The sequence below is a fragment of the Nocardia sp. NPDC058497 genome (assembly GCF_042720195.1).
GTDB lineage: Bacteria > Actinomycetota > Actinomycetes > Mycobacteriales > Mycobacteriaceae > Nocardia.
The window spans coordinates 1-14,876 of record NZ_JBHXMY010000088.1 but is presented as its reverse complement, the minus strand read 5'-3'; the positions used below and the strand labels follow the sequence as shown (position 1 = coordinate 14,876).

General features: G+C 69.1%; 14 protein-coding genes and 1 tRNA gene. 12 read left to right on the top strand and 3 right to left on the bottom strand.

The genetic code is table 11. The annotated features are described in order from the left end of the window. Positions 1-59: 59 nt before the first annotated feature. Entirely contained in the window at positions 60-821 is a 762-nt protein-coding gene (locus tag ACFWPJ_RS09210) for a polyprenol monophosphomannose synthase (RefSeq protein WP_378849098.1), read from the bottom strand. Positions 822-905: 84 nt separating this feature from the next. Continuing rightward, positions 906-1,589: a GAP family protein gene (locus tag ACFWPJ_RS09205; protein WP_378849096.1), complete on the bottom strand. Its 684-nt coding sequence runs from the start codon at positions 1,587-1,589 to the stop codon at positions 906-908. Positions 1,590-1,742: 153 nt separating this feature from the next. On the opposite strand from ACFWPJ_RS09205, the gene ACFWPJ_RS09200 reads away from it, so the two are divergent. From ACFWPJ_RS09200 to ACFWPJ_RS09190, 3 genes are read left to right on the top strand one after another with little or no spacing between them, the layout of a single operon-like run. Then, the gene (locus ACFWPJ_RS09200; protein WP_189030128.1) at positions 1,743-2,051 is read left to right on the top strand and encodes a hypothetical protein; all 309 of its coding nucleotides are present in this window, start codon (positions 1,743-1,745) and stop codon (positions 2,049-2,051) included. After that, positions 2,051-3,301, top strand: coding sequence for a hypothetical protein (locus tag ACFWPJ_RS09195; protein ID WP_378849095.1), 1,251 nt, complete (start codon positions 2,051-2,053; stop codon positions 3,299-3,301). Before ACFWPJ_RS09200 ends, ACFWPJ_RS09195 begins: the two co-directional genes overlap by 1 nt. A gap of 9 nt (positions 3,302-3,310) precedes the next feature. Then, positions 3,311-4,336: a hypothetical protein gene (locus ACFWPJ_RS09190; protein ID WP_378849094.1), complete on the top strand. Its 1,026-nt coding sequence runs from the start codon at positions 3,311-3,313 to the stop codon at positions 4,334-4,336. A gap of 127 nt (positions 4,337-4,463) precedes the next feature. Here the strand turns inward: ACFWPJ_RS09190 and ACFWPJ_RS09185 are convergent. Further along, positions 4,464-4,537, bottom strand: a tRNA-Asp gene (locus ACFWPJ_RS09185). Positions 4,538-4,653: 116 nt separating this feature from the next. Here ACFWPJ_RS09185 and ACFWPJ_RS09180 point away from each other — a divergent pair. The 9 genes from ACFWPJ_RS09180 to ACFWPJ_RS09140 all read left to right on the top strand — a co-directional run bounded on the left by ACFWPJ_RS09180 (position 4,654) and on the right by ACFWPJ_RS09140 (position 14,840). Next, positions 4,654-5,283: a TetR/AcrR family transcriptional regulator gene (locus ACFWPJ_RS09180; RefSeq protein ID WP_378849093.1), complete on the top strand. Its 630-nt coding sequence runs from the start codon at positions 4,654-4,656 to the stop codon at positions 5,281-5,283. 26 nt (positions 5,284-5,309) lie between these two features. Next, positions 5,310-5,522, top strand: a complete 213-nt coding sequence (locus ACFWPJ_RS09175; protein ID WP_378849091.1) for a hypothetical protein — start codon at positions 5,310-5,312, stop codon at positions 5,520-5,522. Then, on the top strand, positions 5,519-8,833 hold the full coding sequence (locus ACFWPJ_RS09170) for a carboxyl transferase domain-containing protein (protein WP_378849089.1): 3,315 nt from the start codon (positions 5,519-5,521) through the stop codon (positions 8,831-8,833). Before ACFWPJ_RS09175 ends, ACFWPJ_RS09170 begins: the two co-directional genes overlap by 4 nt. Before the next feature lie 273 nt (positions 8,834-9,106). After that, positions 9,107-9,928 (top strand): SDR family oxidoreductase, encoded by an 822-nt coding sequence (locus ACFWPJ_RS09165; RefSeq protein WP_378849087.1) that lies wholly within the window; start codon positions 9,107-9,109, stop codon positions 9,926-9,928. Between the two features lie 25 nt (positions 9,929-9,953). After that, on the top strand, positions 9,954-11,174 hold the full coding sequence (locus ACFWPJ_RS09160) for an acyl-CoA dehydrogenase family protein (protein ID WP_378849085.1): 1,221 nt from the start codon (positions 9,954-9,956) through the stop codon (positions 11,172-11,174). A gap of 1 nt (position 11,175) precedes the next feature. Further along, on the top strand, positions 11,176-11,958 hold the full coding sequence (locus ACFWPJ_RS09155; RefSeq protein ID WP_378849083.1) for an SDR family oxidoreductase: 783 nt from the start codon (positions 11,176-11,178) through the stop codon (positions 11,956-11,958). Continuing rightward, positions 11,951-12,982 carry a phosphotransferase family protein gene (locus ACFWPJ_RS09150; RefSeq protein WP_378849081.1) on the top strand — a complete coding sequence of 344 codons (1,032 nt, stop codon included), beginning with the start codon at positions 11,951-11,953 and terminating at the stop codon, positions 12,980-12,982. The genes ACFWPJ_RS09155 and ACFWPJ_RS09150 overlap by 8 nt, the downstream gene beginning before the upstream one ends. Before the next feature lie 134 nt (positions 12,983-13,116). Further along, complete coding sequence (locus ACFWPJ_RS09145) at positions 13,117-14,100, top strand: NADPH:quinone oxidoreductase family protein (RefSeq protein ID WP_378849079.1); 984 nt, start codon at positions 13,117-13,119, stop codon at positions 14,098-14,100. A 50-nt stretch (positions 14,101-14,150) separates the two neighbouring features. After that, complete coding sequence (locus ACFWPJ_RS09140) at positions 14,151-14,840, top strand: TetR/AcrR family transcriptional regulator (RefSeq protein ID WP_378849077.1); 690 nt, start codon at positions 14,151-14,153, stop codon at positions 14,838-14,840. Positions 14,841-14,876 lie beyond the last annotated feature (36 nt).

Here is a 14,876-nt window from a genome sequence, read left to right as displayed (position 1 = left end):
CCCAACCCACCTCGCCCCCCGCTGTTGACCCCCGGCGGGGACCTTCGTGTGGTCAGTACTTACACCGAGCGACCGAACAGCAGCTTCCACGGCATCAGCGCCGACTCCAGCTGCACCTTCAGGCTCATCTTCGACGCGCCGAGGGTGCGCTCCTCGAACCGGATCGGCACCTCGGCGATCGTGTAACCCTTCTTGATCGCGCGGTAGTTCATCTCGACCTGGAAGGAGTAGCCGTTGCTGCGGATCGACGCCACGTCGATCGCGCGCAGGGTGTCGGCCTTCCATGCCTTGAAGCCGGCGGTCGCGTCCTTCACGCCGAGGCGCAGGATCAGGTTCACGTAGAAGTTGGCCCAGGCCGACAGCGCCTTGCGGTACCACTTCCACTCCGCCGCGGTCGAGCCGCCGGGCACGTACCGGGAACCGAGCACGACGCCGGTATCGGCGGAGCTCAGCTTCTCCAGCATGGCCGGGATGACCTCGGCGGGGTGCGACAGGTCGGCATCCATCTGGATCACCACGTCGGCGCCCTCGTCGAGAGCCTGGGTGATGCCCGCGATGTAGGCGCGGCCGAGGCCGTCCTTCTCGGTGCGATGCAGCACGCTCACCACGTTCGGCAGCTCGGCGGCCAGCTTGTCGGCCACCTCGCCCGTGCCGTCGGGTGAGTTGTCGTCCACCACCAGCACGTGCAGATCGGAGACCGGCAGCGCCGTCAGCCGCTCCACCGCCACCGGCAGATTTTCCCGCTCGTTGTAGGTCGGCACAACAACGGTAACCCTCAAGGGTCGCCCTCCCTGCTCACCTGGTAGCGCCTCGCGTCCCAGCCAGCGGGCGCGAGGGCATGTCATCGATTCGTTATGACGGTACTCGATCGACCTGACGCCAACCTGAGCGGCCGTACAGGTCCCTCACCACAGCTGGCGTGCGTGGACCAGCGCGTCGACCACCAGGACCACGCCGAACACCACGAAAAGCACCCGAACCACCGGCGGCCCGAAGCGGGTGATCCACCGCACCAGCAGGCGGTATACCCGGCGGGCGCGCGGCGTCTTGCGCAGGGCCAGGGCGAGCACCACCAGTGGCAGGAGCAGGGCTATCGCGCAATATCCGGCCACGATCAGCGGCCACGCCACCGGCAGCGGACGCTGCGCCGACAACATCGCCAGCGCCGCCAGATACGGCACCGAGGTCGGCACCTTCGCCAGCCCGAGCGTGACCCCGACGACCCCCATCAGCCACGGATACCTGCGCACCGGCTGCACCCAGCGCCCGCCACCACGCATCGTCGTATCCATCGGCAACGCCGCAACCACGAGCAGCACCACACCGATCAGCAGCTCACCCCAATACCGCAGCAGCGGCGTCAACTCGAAGTCGAACAGCCGAACCAGGAAATCGATCCCGAGCACGGTCGCGACCCCGAACGCCACCGACACCGCGAACACGCCACCGAGAAAACTGAGCCCACCCACCACCGGCGACCGCCGCGCCAACCGACTGTCCGCCACCACCGCCGTAGTGATAGCCACCAGCAGCACATCCAGCGCATCGACCACCGCGAACCCGAGCAACGTGATCAGCAGGACACCCATGACTCTCGCGACCCTACTCGCCGCCTCACCTGGGTCCCGGCCTGCGGTGCGACCCAGTCCCACCCACAACGGCGCCGATCTCGTTACGCTTTTCGTGCCGGGAGTGCCCGACGAGCACCCGCGATCGTGAAGGGGAAAGACATCGTGGCGGAAATGTCGTTCGACCCGTCAGCGCTCGACGCGTATCAGCGCGCTGCAGCTCGGGTCGCGGATCTACTTGGTGAAGCGGCTACCAATACCAGTACGGCGGCGGGGGTGGATCTGTCCGGGCTCGGGGTGCTCGGGCGGGAATTCGCCGCGGCGTGGGCGGAGGCCGCCGGGGTACACGCGTCGACGTTGAGTACCGCGGGGAATCTGGTCACCGCGTATCAGGACATTCTGAATCGCTACGGCGCCGACGTCACCGGGATCGATACCGGGCTGGCGGGCGACCTGCGGGCGACCGAGAGCGAGGTGGCGTGATGCGCGCGAAATCCCTGGTCACCGAGACCACACTGAGCACGATCACCCCGGCCGAGGCCGAAGCCAAGATCGCGCCGGTGGTCGCGCTGCTCGAGGTGCCGTTGCTGGAGCTGCGGAAATCGCTGGGCTCCAACACCTCCGCCGACCCCGACGCCGAGGTGGTGGCCGCGCTGACCTCGGCGACCAACGCCACCACCGCTACCGAAGACCCGCACCGGCTCGGCCTGTACGCCTTGGAGTCGACCGAGACCGCGGCCCCTGCCACGCCCGCGTTACGCCAGACCGCGACCGAGGTCTCGGCGGCCGCGGACCGTGGCCAGAAACTGAGCACCCTGCTCGGACAGGCACATTCGACGCAGGCGACCGCGGCGGCCAAGGTCGACGCGATCATCGCCGACTTCCGCGCCAAGGCGAAAGCCGCCGCACCAGCGGTGAACGGCAACAACCTGGACGCGATCGTCGAGCTCGCGGAGGAGGCGATCCAGGAGGCGGTCGGCGTCGTCGGGAGCGCGAGCACCGACATGGACCAGTACACCCGAAACACCAGGGAACTGACCTCCGATCTCGGCGGAACCAACGGGGTGACCGTGCCGCAGGGCGCGACCGAGGTGGCACCGGGCGTCTATGTGCTCGGCACCGGCGGCACGTCGACGAACACGATCGACACCGACACCACGACGACCGATCCGGCGACGGCGGCGCAGATCGCGTTGCAGGAGGCGCTGATCGACGGTGGGGTCGCGCTGGGCACCGCGGCGATCGATGCGGGCGTCACCTTCGGCACGCATCTGATCGACAAGATCGCCGAGGTCGCGATGCACGGCATCGACAAGGGCTCCGAGCTGGCGACCACCGGGATCGATACCCTCGCCGCGAATGTCACCGGGAGCGAGGGCACGGCGACCAGCCCGGCCACGACGACACCGTCGCCCACCACGCCGTCCACCACCCGCGTTACCGGGGGCGGGGTGGTCCCCGGGCTCGGCACCGGGCCCACCGCCGCCAAGCCGGAACCCGCGAACAACAAGCCCGCGTCACCGGCCCCGGCGAGCCAGGCGCCCGCCGTGGAACAGCCGCGGCAGCCAGCTCCGGCCACCACTCCCAGCACGCCCGCTCCGGCGCCCGCACAGCAGCCGGTCCAGAGCGGGGTGATTCCGCCGGCCGGGCGTCCGCAGCAGGACCAGGAGACCGAAAAGCCGTCGGCCGCGCCGAAGCACGGGCAGCCGGGAGTCGTCCCGGCGACGGCGTAAGGCGTCCGGATGGACAATCCGTTCGGGGCCTATTTCTCGTCGCCGGAGGATCCGGCGCGCCGTCGCCCGCAGGGCAAACGGCGACGCAGGCGCAGGCGCGAGGCCGAGCCGCAGACCATCGGCACCAATCCGGAGACGTGGCCGCCGCCGGAGCCGGAACTCTACGACGACGCCCCCGGCCACCTCGACAACGCCCAGACCGAGCCGATCTACCGCACGCCCGCCGACGAGGACGGGTTCACCGGCGACTGGAACGACTGGAACGACGAGGCCCCCGTCGACGAAACACCGCACCGCGGTGACGATGTCGACTGGAACGACTGGGCCACCACCACCGCGACCGAGCAGAGCGGCGACCGCGTCGAGATGCCGGTTCTGCCGCGCCTCAAGGACTTCGGTGGCGGTGGGCCGATCGCGCGCAGGCCACGGAAGACTTACGACGACGAGCGCTACGACGATCCCCACCGCCGCGCGAAAGCCGCTGCGGCGGTGAAGGGGATCGTCGGCGCGCTGGTCTTCGTCGTCGCGGTCGGCCTCGCGGCCAATATCTTCCTCGGCTCCGGCGACAAACCGGTCGCGGCCAAACAGGCGGTCGTATCCGGTTCGCCGACAACAGAAACCACCGTTCCCCCGCTGCCCGCGCACGCGGTGGCAGGGTGCGAATCCTTCCGCAGCCAATCCATCACCATCAGTGCCGAACGCGGCGACACCGCTACTCCGCAAGGCGCGATCCTGGGCTTCGAATACAGCTACTACGTCGACCGCGATGCCGCCAAGGCCCGCACCTACGTCACCGACGACGCGCATGTCGGCGACGAATCCGCCCTCGCCGCAGGCATTGCCACCTTCCCGACCGGCGTCAAGTACTGCATCCACATCACCCGCGCCGACTCCACCGACCCCACCCTCTGGAACGTCACCGTCCAGCAGCAATGGCCAGGCGATACCGCCATCGAGAAGATCCAGCAGACGATGCGCACCGCCGAAGTGGCGCCTGGTCGTTACCGCATCACCAGCATCGACCACCGCCGATAGGGCATGCGCTGAGCATTCACCAATCGCTCCGACGGTCCGATCGCGACCGATCGGCGGGAGAGTGAACGTTCAGCGCAGACCCGGAAACGCAGAATCCCCGCACCAGAACCGGTACGGGGATTTCTTGCGACCCTGACGGGACTCGAACCCGCGACCTCCGCCGTGACAGGGCGGCGCGCTAACCAACTGCGCCACAGGGCCGTGATGTATCGCTACATCGCGGGAGCGACTGTACCCCGGTAGCGGGCCGGGGCGTTAACCGAGCAGGTAGGGCCATAGATCGGGCATTGACATTGACGTCAACGTCAACAACACTTGTGACGGTGACCACAAGTGCGGCCCAGGAGCGGGCGCGGTCGGCGCGCAAGGACAGTGCCGGGCCGCGGCGGGGTGAACTGCTCGATGCGGCGGGGCGGTGCTTCGCGGAGTTCGGGTACGACCAGACCTCGGTGGAGACGATCACCACGCGAGCGCGGGTCTCCCGGGCGACGTTCTACGCGTACTTCTCTTCAAAGGACGAGGCGTTCGGGGCGATCACCGAGCGGGTGTGCGCGCGGTTCCTGGACGCCCAGCTCGTGGTGGATATCGAGGTCACCGAGCCGGCTGAGGTAATCGGGGCCACCACAAGGGCTTTCGCGGAGGCGGTGTTCGCCAACGGCGCGCTGGTTGCGCTGATCGAGCACCGCGCGGGGATCGATCCGGCGATCGGCGCGCAGTGGTCGCAGGTGCGCACCCGGCTGCGTAAGCGGTTCACCGCGTTTCTCGAGCGAGTCGACGCGCGCGGCGGGATCGACCCGTGCGCACCGCTGTCACGGATCGTCGAGACCCTGTCCGACGCTCTGCTGATCGGCGCCTCCCGGCTCGCAGGAGCAGGCCACGACCAGCGCGAACGGTTCATCACCGACCACATCGCCATCGCCGAACGATTGATCGGCTTCACCCGCTAACCCCGCATCGGAACGGATGTGCGCCCATGACCAGCGAATCCAGCACCGTCACACCGCCGGACCTCGACCCAGCACCGACGGAGATCCGGGCGCTGCCCGGGACCAGCGAATCCGCCACCGTCACCCTGCCGGACCTGGACATAGCGCCGACGGAGATCCGGGCGCTGCCTGCGACTGCCACGTTCGACCAGGGCGACCTGTTCACCCTGACCGAGAACGACATCGAGGACCTCCAGTGAAATTGCTGATCGCCAACCGCGGCGAGATCGCCCTGCGCATCATCCGCACCGCTACCGAACTCGGTGCGAGCACCGTCGCGGTCTACGCCGAGGACGACGCGGACAACCCGAATGTGCACGCGGCCGACGAGGCGATCGGGCTGGCGGGCACCGGGCCCGCGCCCTATCTCGATCATGCCGCGATCCTGGCCGCCGCCAAGGAATCGGGTACCGAGTTCATCCATCCCGGCTACGGATTCCTCAGCGAGAACGCCGACTTCGCCCGCGCATGTGCCGCGGCCGCGTGCACATTCGTAGGCCCCGATCCGGCTGTCCTCGACCTGTTCGGCGACAAGTCCTCGGCCCGCCGCACCGCCGTCGCCGCGGATGTTCCCGTCCTGCCCGCGACCGAGGGCCCGAGCGAAGTCGCCGACGTCCGCGCGTTCTTCGACGCACAGCCTGGCCCGATCATGATCAAGGCGCTGGCCGGTGGCGGCGGACGCGGCATGCGGGTGGTGCGGACGGCCGCGGAGATCGACGACGCCTACGGGCAGTGCGCCGCGGAGGCGCAGCTCGGATTCGGCAATACGGCTGTGTTCGCCGAGACGCTGATGGAGAACGCCCGGCATATCGAGGTGCAGGTCGCCGCCGCGCCCACCGCCACCACCGCCACCACCGGCACCGGCACTGGCACTGGCACTGGCACTGGCACTGGCACTGGCACTGGCACTGGCACGATGGCACTCGCGCTCGGCGATCGGGATTGCAGTGTGCAGCGCAGGCATCAGAAGCTGATCGAAATCGCGCCCGCCCAGGGACTTTCGGACGCCTTGCGCCGAGAGCTACACGAGGCGGCGGCCCGGCTGTGCGCGCAGGTCGGCTACCGCGGACTCGCCACCGTCGAATTCCTGGTCTCCGGCGAGGAATTCGTCTTCCTGGAGGTCAACCCGCGGATCCAGGTTGAGCACACCGTCACCGAGGAGGTGACCGGTGTCGACCTGGTCGCGGTGCAGCTGGCGATCGCCCAGGGCGCGACCTTCGACGAGCTCGGCCTGCCGCACGGAATCGTTTCCGACGGAAGGCAATCCAACGGTGAGCCTGCCAAGGCCGACGGCATCGCGATCCAAGCCAGGGTCAATATGGAGACCATGGCCGCCGACGGATCGGCGATCCCGACCGCGGGCACCCTGACCGCCTTCGCGCCGCCCACCGGTCCCGGCGTGCGAGTCGACACCTTCGGCCGCCCCGGACTCACCCCGAGCCCGCGCTACGACTCGCTGCTGGCCAAGGTGATCACCCGCACGCGCGGGGACTCCTTCCCCGCCGCCGCCCGCAAGGCCGGGACCGCGCTGGCCGAATTCACCGTCGACGGTCTCCGCACGAATATCGGTTTCCTGCGAGAAGTGCTCGCCGACAGCAGATTCCAGACCGGCATAGTCACCACGGCCTACCTCGGCGAGAACCTGTCCGCGCTGGTCGCGGCCGCCGAGGCGGGACAACCCGAGGTCGCGGTCGCCGCCGTCGAGCTGTATCCGGGACAGGAGGCGGTCCGTGCGCAACTGGCGGGCACCGTGGTCGAGGTGGTCGACGAAGGCGTCGAGGTCGGTGCGGGCGGGCAGCTGGTCGTGCTCGAGGCGATGAAAATGCAGCACGTGCTCGCCGCGCCGGATGCCGTCAGGACTATCCGGCTTCTGGTGCGCCCTGGCCAGGTCGTCGCGCCCGGCGATCCGCTGGTGATCATCACCCGCACCGGCGCAGACGCCACCGGCAGCGTGCAGGCCGACCTGTATCCCGACCGCGCCCGCGCCGATGTCGACGAGATCCGCGCACGTCACCTCGTCACGCTGGATGAATCCCGCCCCGAGGTGGTCGCCAAGCGACACGGGCTCGGCCGGCGCACCGCCAGGGAGAACATCGCCGACCTCGTCGACGCGGGCAGTTTCGTCGAGTACGGCGCGCTGGCCATCGCCGCCCAGCGCAGCAGGCGCACCGAAGCGGACCTGATCGCCAACACCCCCGCCGACGGGCTCGTCACCGGTCTGGCCACCATCGGCGCCGACCGCTTCGGCAAAGCTGCCGCCGAAGCCGTGGTGGTCTCCTACGACTACACCGTGCTCGCGGGCACCCAGGGCAAGAACAATCACGCCAAGACCGACCGCGCCTTCGAACTGGCCGCCCGCAAACAGGTGCCGGTGGTGCTGTTCGCCGAGGGTGGCGGCGGCAGGCCCGGCGACACCGACGTGACCGGCATGGGCCTGGACGTGCCGACCTTCCGCGCGCTCGCCGCCCTGCGCGGACAGGTGCCGCTGGTGACGATCGTTTCGGGGCGCTGCTTCGCGGGGAACGCCGCCCTGGCCGGGGTCTGCGACGTGATCATCGCGACGCCGGACGCCAATATCGGCATGGGCGGCCCCGCGATGATCGAGGGTGGTGGGCTCGGTGGGATGCGGCCGGTGGAGTTGGGGCGGATCGACGTGCTACGGCGCTACGGCGTCGTCGACCTGGTCGCCCGGGACGAGGCGCACGCGGTGGCGCTGGCCAAGCAGTACCTCGGCTACTTCCAGGGCCCGGTCGACGACTACGAAGCGCCCGATCCGCGCCTAGCCAGGCATGTGGTGCCGGAGAATCGCCTGCGCGCCTATGACATCCATCGCGCGATCGAGGCGATCGTCGACGTCGACTCGATCCTGGAGCTGCGGCCCGACTACGGAGTCGGCATCGTCACCGCGCTGGTCAGGGTCGACGGCGTCCCGTTCGGCTTGGTCGCCAACAGCAGTCATCACCTCGGCGGCGCCATCGATGCCGAGGCCGCCGACAAGATGGGCCAGTTCCTCGGTCTGTGCGAGTCGTTCGGACTGCCGGTCGTCTCCCTGTGCGACACACCGGGATTCATGGTCGGTCCGGAGGAGGAGAAGACGGCGACGGTCCGCCGGTTCAGCGAGCTGTTCGTGCTCGGCGCCCGGCTGAGCGTGCCGTTCGGCATGATCATCCTGCGCAAGGGTTACGGCCTCGGCGCGATGGCGATGGCGGCCGGGCACTTTCGCGCGCCGAACTTCACCGTCGCCTGGCCGACCGGCGAGATCGGGCCGATGGGACTGGAAGGCGCGGTTCGCCTCGGCTTCCGCACAGAGCTTGCCGCCGTGGCGGATCCGGCCGAGCGTGACACGCTGTTCCAGCAGCTGCTGACCCTGGCCTATCAGCAGGGCAAGGCACTGACCGCGGCGACCGGGTTCGAACTCGACGACGTCATCGACCCCGCCGACACCCGCGCGTGGATCGCCACGCTGGCCGGCGACCCGCCGCGGGCAGTATCGGCACGAGCCCGGCAGTGACGTCGCCCGGGTGGACCCTGCCCTCTCGTCGACCCTCCCAGTCGGCACGGGCGACGCGGCGGCCTTCGCGCCCTCACGTCGACCCTCCCAGTCGGCGCATGCGACGCGGCGACCTTCGCGCCCCCGCTGCGGCTAGAGCGGGGTCCCTCGTCGAGACCAAAGGCCAGTTCATCGCGGCCAAACCCCGGCAGACCAGCCCTGAGCTGGGCCATCAGACTTGAAGTTGACGTCAACTTCTAATAAGTTCGGATCCACCGACCGAAGGAATTCATCGTGAGAGTTGCACAGAAGGTGGCCATCGTGACCGGCGGCGGCGCGGGGATCGGGGCCGCACTGGCCACCGTCCTCGCCGCGGCGGGCGCGCGCGTGATCGTCGCCGACCTCGACGAAGCGGCGGCGCTCGCCGTCTCGGCGCGGATCAATGCCGACCACCCGGACGCGACGGTGGGCGCGGGCGCCGATGCCGCCGACACCGCCGCGATCCAGGGCCTGATCGCGCTGGCGGAGCAGCACTTCGGCCCCGTCGATCTGTACTTCGCCAACGCCGGCGTGGTCGGCGCGCCCGGACTCGACGCCACCGAGAGCGACTGGGATCTCTCCCTCGCGGTGAACCTGCGCGCGCACATCCGCGCCGCGCGGCTGCTCGTCCCCCAGTGGCTCGACCGCGGCGAAGGTTACTTCGTGAGCACCGCCTCGGCGGCGGGTCTGCTCACCCAGATCGGCTCGGCCACCTACTCGGTGAGCAAGCACGCCGCGGTCGGGTTCGCCGAATGGCTCAACGTCACCTACGGCGACCAGGGCATTCGGGTCAGCTGCCTGTGCCCGATGGGCGTGAACACCGCGCTGCTGTATGCCGGGCGGGAGTCGGGCGAGCCGCTCGGCGCCGCCGCCACGCGCGCGGTCGTGTCGGCGGGTGAAGTCCTCGAACCCGCCGAGGTGGCCGAGATCGTGCTCGAGTCCATCGCGGCCGAGCAGTTCCTGATCCTGCCGCATCCGCAGGTGCTGGAGATGTACCGCAACAAGGGCGCCGACTACGACCGCTGGCTGCGCGGGATGCGCCGCTACCAGGCCGTCCTGCTGGCCGAAACCCGCTGACACCCCTCGACTCCAGGGAGTACCCATGTCGCTGTTCGATCTGTCCGATCGCGCCGAGAAATACCGCGCCGACCTGCTCGATTTCATGGACTCGCACGTCTATCCGGCCGAAGCCGTCTACGACGAGCAGATGCGCGCCGCGGGCGACCCGCACTTCCAGCCGCCGATCCTCGAAGAGCTCAAGGCCGAGGCCAAGCGGCGCGGCCTGTGGAACCTCTTCCATCCGCATCCCGGTCGCGGCCCCGGCCTGACCAATCTCGAATACGCGCCGCTGGCCGAGATCATGGGCCGCAGTCATCTCGCGTCGGAGGCCTGCAACTGCAACGCCCCCGACACCGGGAACATGGAGGTGCTCGAGCTGTTCGGCACCGAGGAGCACAAGAAGAAGTACCTCGAACCGCTGCTCGACGGCACCATGGCCTCGGCGTTCGCGATGACCGAACCGGGCGTGGCCAGCTCCGACGCCACCAATGTCGAACTGTCGATGGTGCGTGACGGCGACGAGTACGTGCTCAACGGGCGAAAGTGGTTCGCCACCAACGCCTTGCACCCGAACTGCCGGGTGCTGATCGTGATGGGCAAGACCGATCCGCAGGCCGCGCCGCACCGGCAGCAGTCCATGATGGTCGTCCCGATCGACGCGCCGGGTGTCACGATCCTGCGCGGGCTGCCGGTGTTCGGCTACCAGGAACGCGAGGGCCACGCCGAGATCGACTTCGCCGACGTGCGGGTGCCCGCGACCGACGTGCTCAAGGGTGAGGGCGAGGGCTTCGCGATCAGCCAGGCCCGGCTCGGACCCGGCCGCATCCACCACTGCATGCGCAGCATCGGCATGGCCGAACGCGCGCTGGAGATGATGTGCAAGCGGGCGCAGTCGCGGGTCACCTTCGGCAAGCCGATCGCCGAGAACGCCAATATCCAGGACTGGATCGCCGAGTCGCGCATCGAGATCGAGATGATCCGGCTGCTCACGCTGAAGGCGGCCCACCTGATGGACACCGTCGGCAACAAGGCGGCGCGCACCGAGATCGCCGCGATCAAGGTCGCCGCGCCGACCATCGCGCTCAAGGTCCTCGACCGGGCCATCCAGGTGCACGGCGCCGGTGGCGTCACCGACGACTTCCCGCTCGCCATGGCCTGGGCGCAGTTGCGCACACTGCGCCTGGCCGATGGCCCCGACGAGGTGCACAAGCGCGCCATCGCACGCCAGGAACTCGGCAAGTACCGCAGCAAGGAGAGCAACTGATATGACCGGACTCGACCTGACCGGGCGCACCGCCATCGTCACCGGCGCCTCGCGCGGCATCGGGCTGGCGATCGCCCAGTCGATCGCGGCGGCGGGCGGCAATGTCGTCCTGACCTCGCGCACCCAGGAATCCGCCGACGCGGCCGCCGCCCAGGTGAGCGGCAATGTCCTCGGCGTCGCCGCGCACGCGGTGGACGAGGACGCGGCGCGACGCTGCGTCGAGCTGACCATGGAACGGTTCGGCAGCGTCGACATCCTGGTCAACAACGCGGGCACCAATCCCGCCTTCGGCCCGGTGATAGGCCAGGACCACGCCCGGTTCGCCAAGACCTTCGACGTGAACGTGTGGGCGCCGGTGCTGTGGACCTCGCTGGTCACCGAGGCCTGGATGGGCGAGCACGGCGGCGCGGTCGTCAATACCGCGTCCATCGGCGGGCTGACGCTGGAAGCGAATATCGGTCTGTACAACGCGTCCAAGGCGGCGCTGATCCATCTGACCAAGCAGATGGCGCTGGAGTTGTCGCCGAAGGTGCGGGTCAACGCGGTCGCGCCGGGAGTCGTGCGCACCAAACTGGCCGAGGCGCTGTGGAAGAACCACGAGGAGTCGGTCGCCGGCGCCACCGCGCTGGACCGGATCGGCGAGCCGGAGGACATCGGCGCGGCCGTCGCGTTCCTCGTCTCGGATGCGGCGAGCTGGATCACCGGGGAGGTCATGGTGATCGACGGTGGGCAGCGGCTCGGTGACGCGCCGCTGTTCCGGAGCGGAGCGTCGCTCGGTGTCTGAGGTTGTCGTCGGGGTCGATCCCGACACGGTGACTCGGTCGTTCGGCACGCTCGGCATCGAGTACGCGGGGCCGCTGCGTTTCGATCGGATCGGGCTCGGGCAGTCGAATCTCACCTATCTGGTCACCGACGCGGCCGGGCGCCGGTGGGTGCTGCGCAGGCCGCCGCTCGGTGAGCTGCTGGCCTCGGCGCACGATGTGGTGCGGGAGGCGCGGATCATCGCCGCGCTCGAGCACACCGAGGTGCCGGTGCCGCGGATTCTCGGTGTGCTCGCCGATCCGGCCGTCGTCGAGGCGCCGCTGGTGCTGATGGAGTTCGTGGACGGGCAGGTGGTCGACACCATGTCGATCGCGCGGTCGCTCACTCCGCAGCGGCGCAGGGCGATCGCGGAATCGCTGCCGCGGACGCTGGCCCGGATCCACGCGGTCGATCCGGCGGCTGTCGGGCTGGCCGATCTGGCCAGTCACAAGCCGTATGCGCCCCGGCAGCTCAAGCGGTGGAGCGGGCAGTGGGAGCACTCCAAGACAAGGGACCTGCCCGAGATCGACGAGCTCACCCGCAGACTCGCCGCCGCGGTGCCCGAGCAGCACGAGGTGTGCCTGGTACACGGCGATTTCCACCTGCGCAATGTCATCACCTCGCGCGACACGGGTGAGGTGACGGCCGCGCTGGACTGGGAGCTGTCCACCCTCGGTGATCCGCTGGCCGACATGGGCAGCATGCTCGCCTACTGGGCCGAGCCGGGCGAGCTCATCGGCGGCGACTTTCCCGCCTCCGCGCTCGACGGGTTCCCGGACCGCGCCGAGATGTCGCGGATGTACCTCGAGCTGACCGGCCGTGACCCGGCCGCGCTGCGGTACTGGCATGTCCTTGGGCTGTGGAAGCTGGCGATCATCGCCGAAGGCGTGTTGCGCCGGGCACAGGACACACCCATGAACAAAGCGGCGGCGGGCACGCCGACCATCGAACGCATCGACGCCGTGGTGCGTCTCGCCTGCGACGTCGCCGATGACGCGGGCATCTAGACAGGAGCGGACATGACTCGCACAACAGCCATCGTGACCGGGGCGGCCCACGGCATCGGCACCGCGGTCGCCGGGTTCGTGTCGGGCCAGGTCATCTATGTCGCCGGCGAACCGACGGACTGAGGAGAAACACCATGAAGGCTTGGCAGGTATACGAGCTCGGCGAACCACGGGACGTGCTGCGGCTCAACGATATCGAGGACCCCATCGCGGGGCCTGGGCAGGTACTGGTGCGCGTGCTCGCGGCACCGGCCAACTTCCCGGATGTGCTGCTGTGCCGTGGGCAGTATCAGGTGAAGCCGCCGCTGCCGTTTACCCCGGGAGTCGAGCTGTGTGGCTCGGTGGTCGCGGTCGGTGACGGTGTCGCCGGGTTCGCGATCGGCGATCGGGTTGTCGGCACCACGACCCTGCCCGGCGGAGCGTTCGCCGAACTGGCGGTGCTGGACGCGGAGAATGTCTTCCCCGCGCCGGATTCGCTCGACGACGCCGAGGCGGCCGCGCTGAGCATCGGCTATCAGACGAGCTGGTTCGCCCTGCACCGCCGGACCCAGCTGCCGGCAGGCGAGACCCTGCTCGTGCACGCGGCGGCCGGTGGCGTCGGCAGCACCGCCGTGCAGCTGGGCAAGGCCGCGGGCGCGACGGTGATCGGTGTGGTCGGCGGGCCGGACAAGGCCGACTACTGCCGCAAGCTCGGCGCCGACCTCGTCATCGACCGGCACACCGAGGACTTCGTGCCGATCGTCAAGGAGTTCACCGGCGGGCGCGGCGCGGACGTGATCTACGACCCGGTCGGCGGCGACGCCTACGCCAAGTCGACCAAGTGCATCGCGTTCGAGGGCCGCATCCTGGTGATCGGTTTCGCCGGCGGCACCATCCCGCAGCCCGCGCTCAACCACGCGCTGATCAAGAACTACTCGATCATCGGCCTGCACTGGGGCTTGTACAAGCAGTACAACCAGCAGGCCATCCGCGACTGCCACACCGAACTGACCCGGCTGGCCGCAGCAGGTCAGCTGAAACCGCTGATCAGCGAACGCCTTTCGCTGGCCGACGTCCCCGACGGCCTCGGCAGGCTGGGCGACGGCAGCACGGTCGGCCGAGTCGTCTTCCACCCCTGAGCAGCGACTCGCCGGACACCACGGCCCCGGCCGCGCGCTATAAATACAGCATGGATCGACCCGCGGACACCGACGGCGAAGGCGCGCTGCCCTCGATGGCGCGCACTTCGCTGTTGCGCGAGCTGCCCGCCACCCCGCGCGGCCTGCGGACGCGGTCGGCCCTGATCGACGCGGGCCGCAAGGTGTTCGAGCGGCTCGGTTACCTCGACACCCGGCTGGTCGACATCACCCAGGAAGCCAACTGCTCCTCGGGCACCTTCTACACCTATTTCGCAGGCAAGGAAGAGATCTTCGCGGCGATCCTCGAACACGCCCAGGAAGACATGCTGCATCCCGGCATGCAGCATGTCGCCGGCGACGACGACCCCGCATCGATCGTCGAGGCGAGCAACAGGGCCTACTTCGAGGCCTACAAGCGCAACGCCAAGCTGATGGGCCTGCTCGAACAGGTCGCCAATATCGACCCCGAGTTCAGCAAGCTACGCCAGGACCGCGCCGACGCCTTCATCCACCGCAACGCCCGCAGCATCGCCAACCTCCAAGAACGCGGCCTAGCCGACCCCGCCCTGGACCCGATGCTCACCTCGCGGGCACTGTCGGGCATGGTCAGCCGCCTCGCCTTCAACTACTTCGTCATCGGCGAAGGCCACCTGGACGGCAAACCCCGCCCGATGGAAGACCTCGTCTACACCGTCACCCGCCTCTGGGTGAACGCCCTGCGCATGCCCACCACCCGCTGACGCAAAAATCCCCTCTACCAGCTGTCTCTTATACAC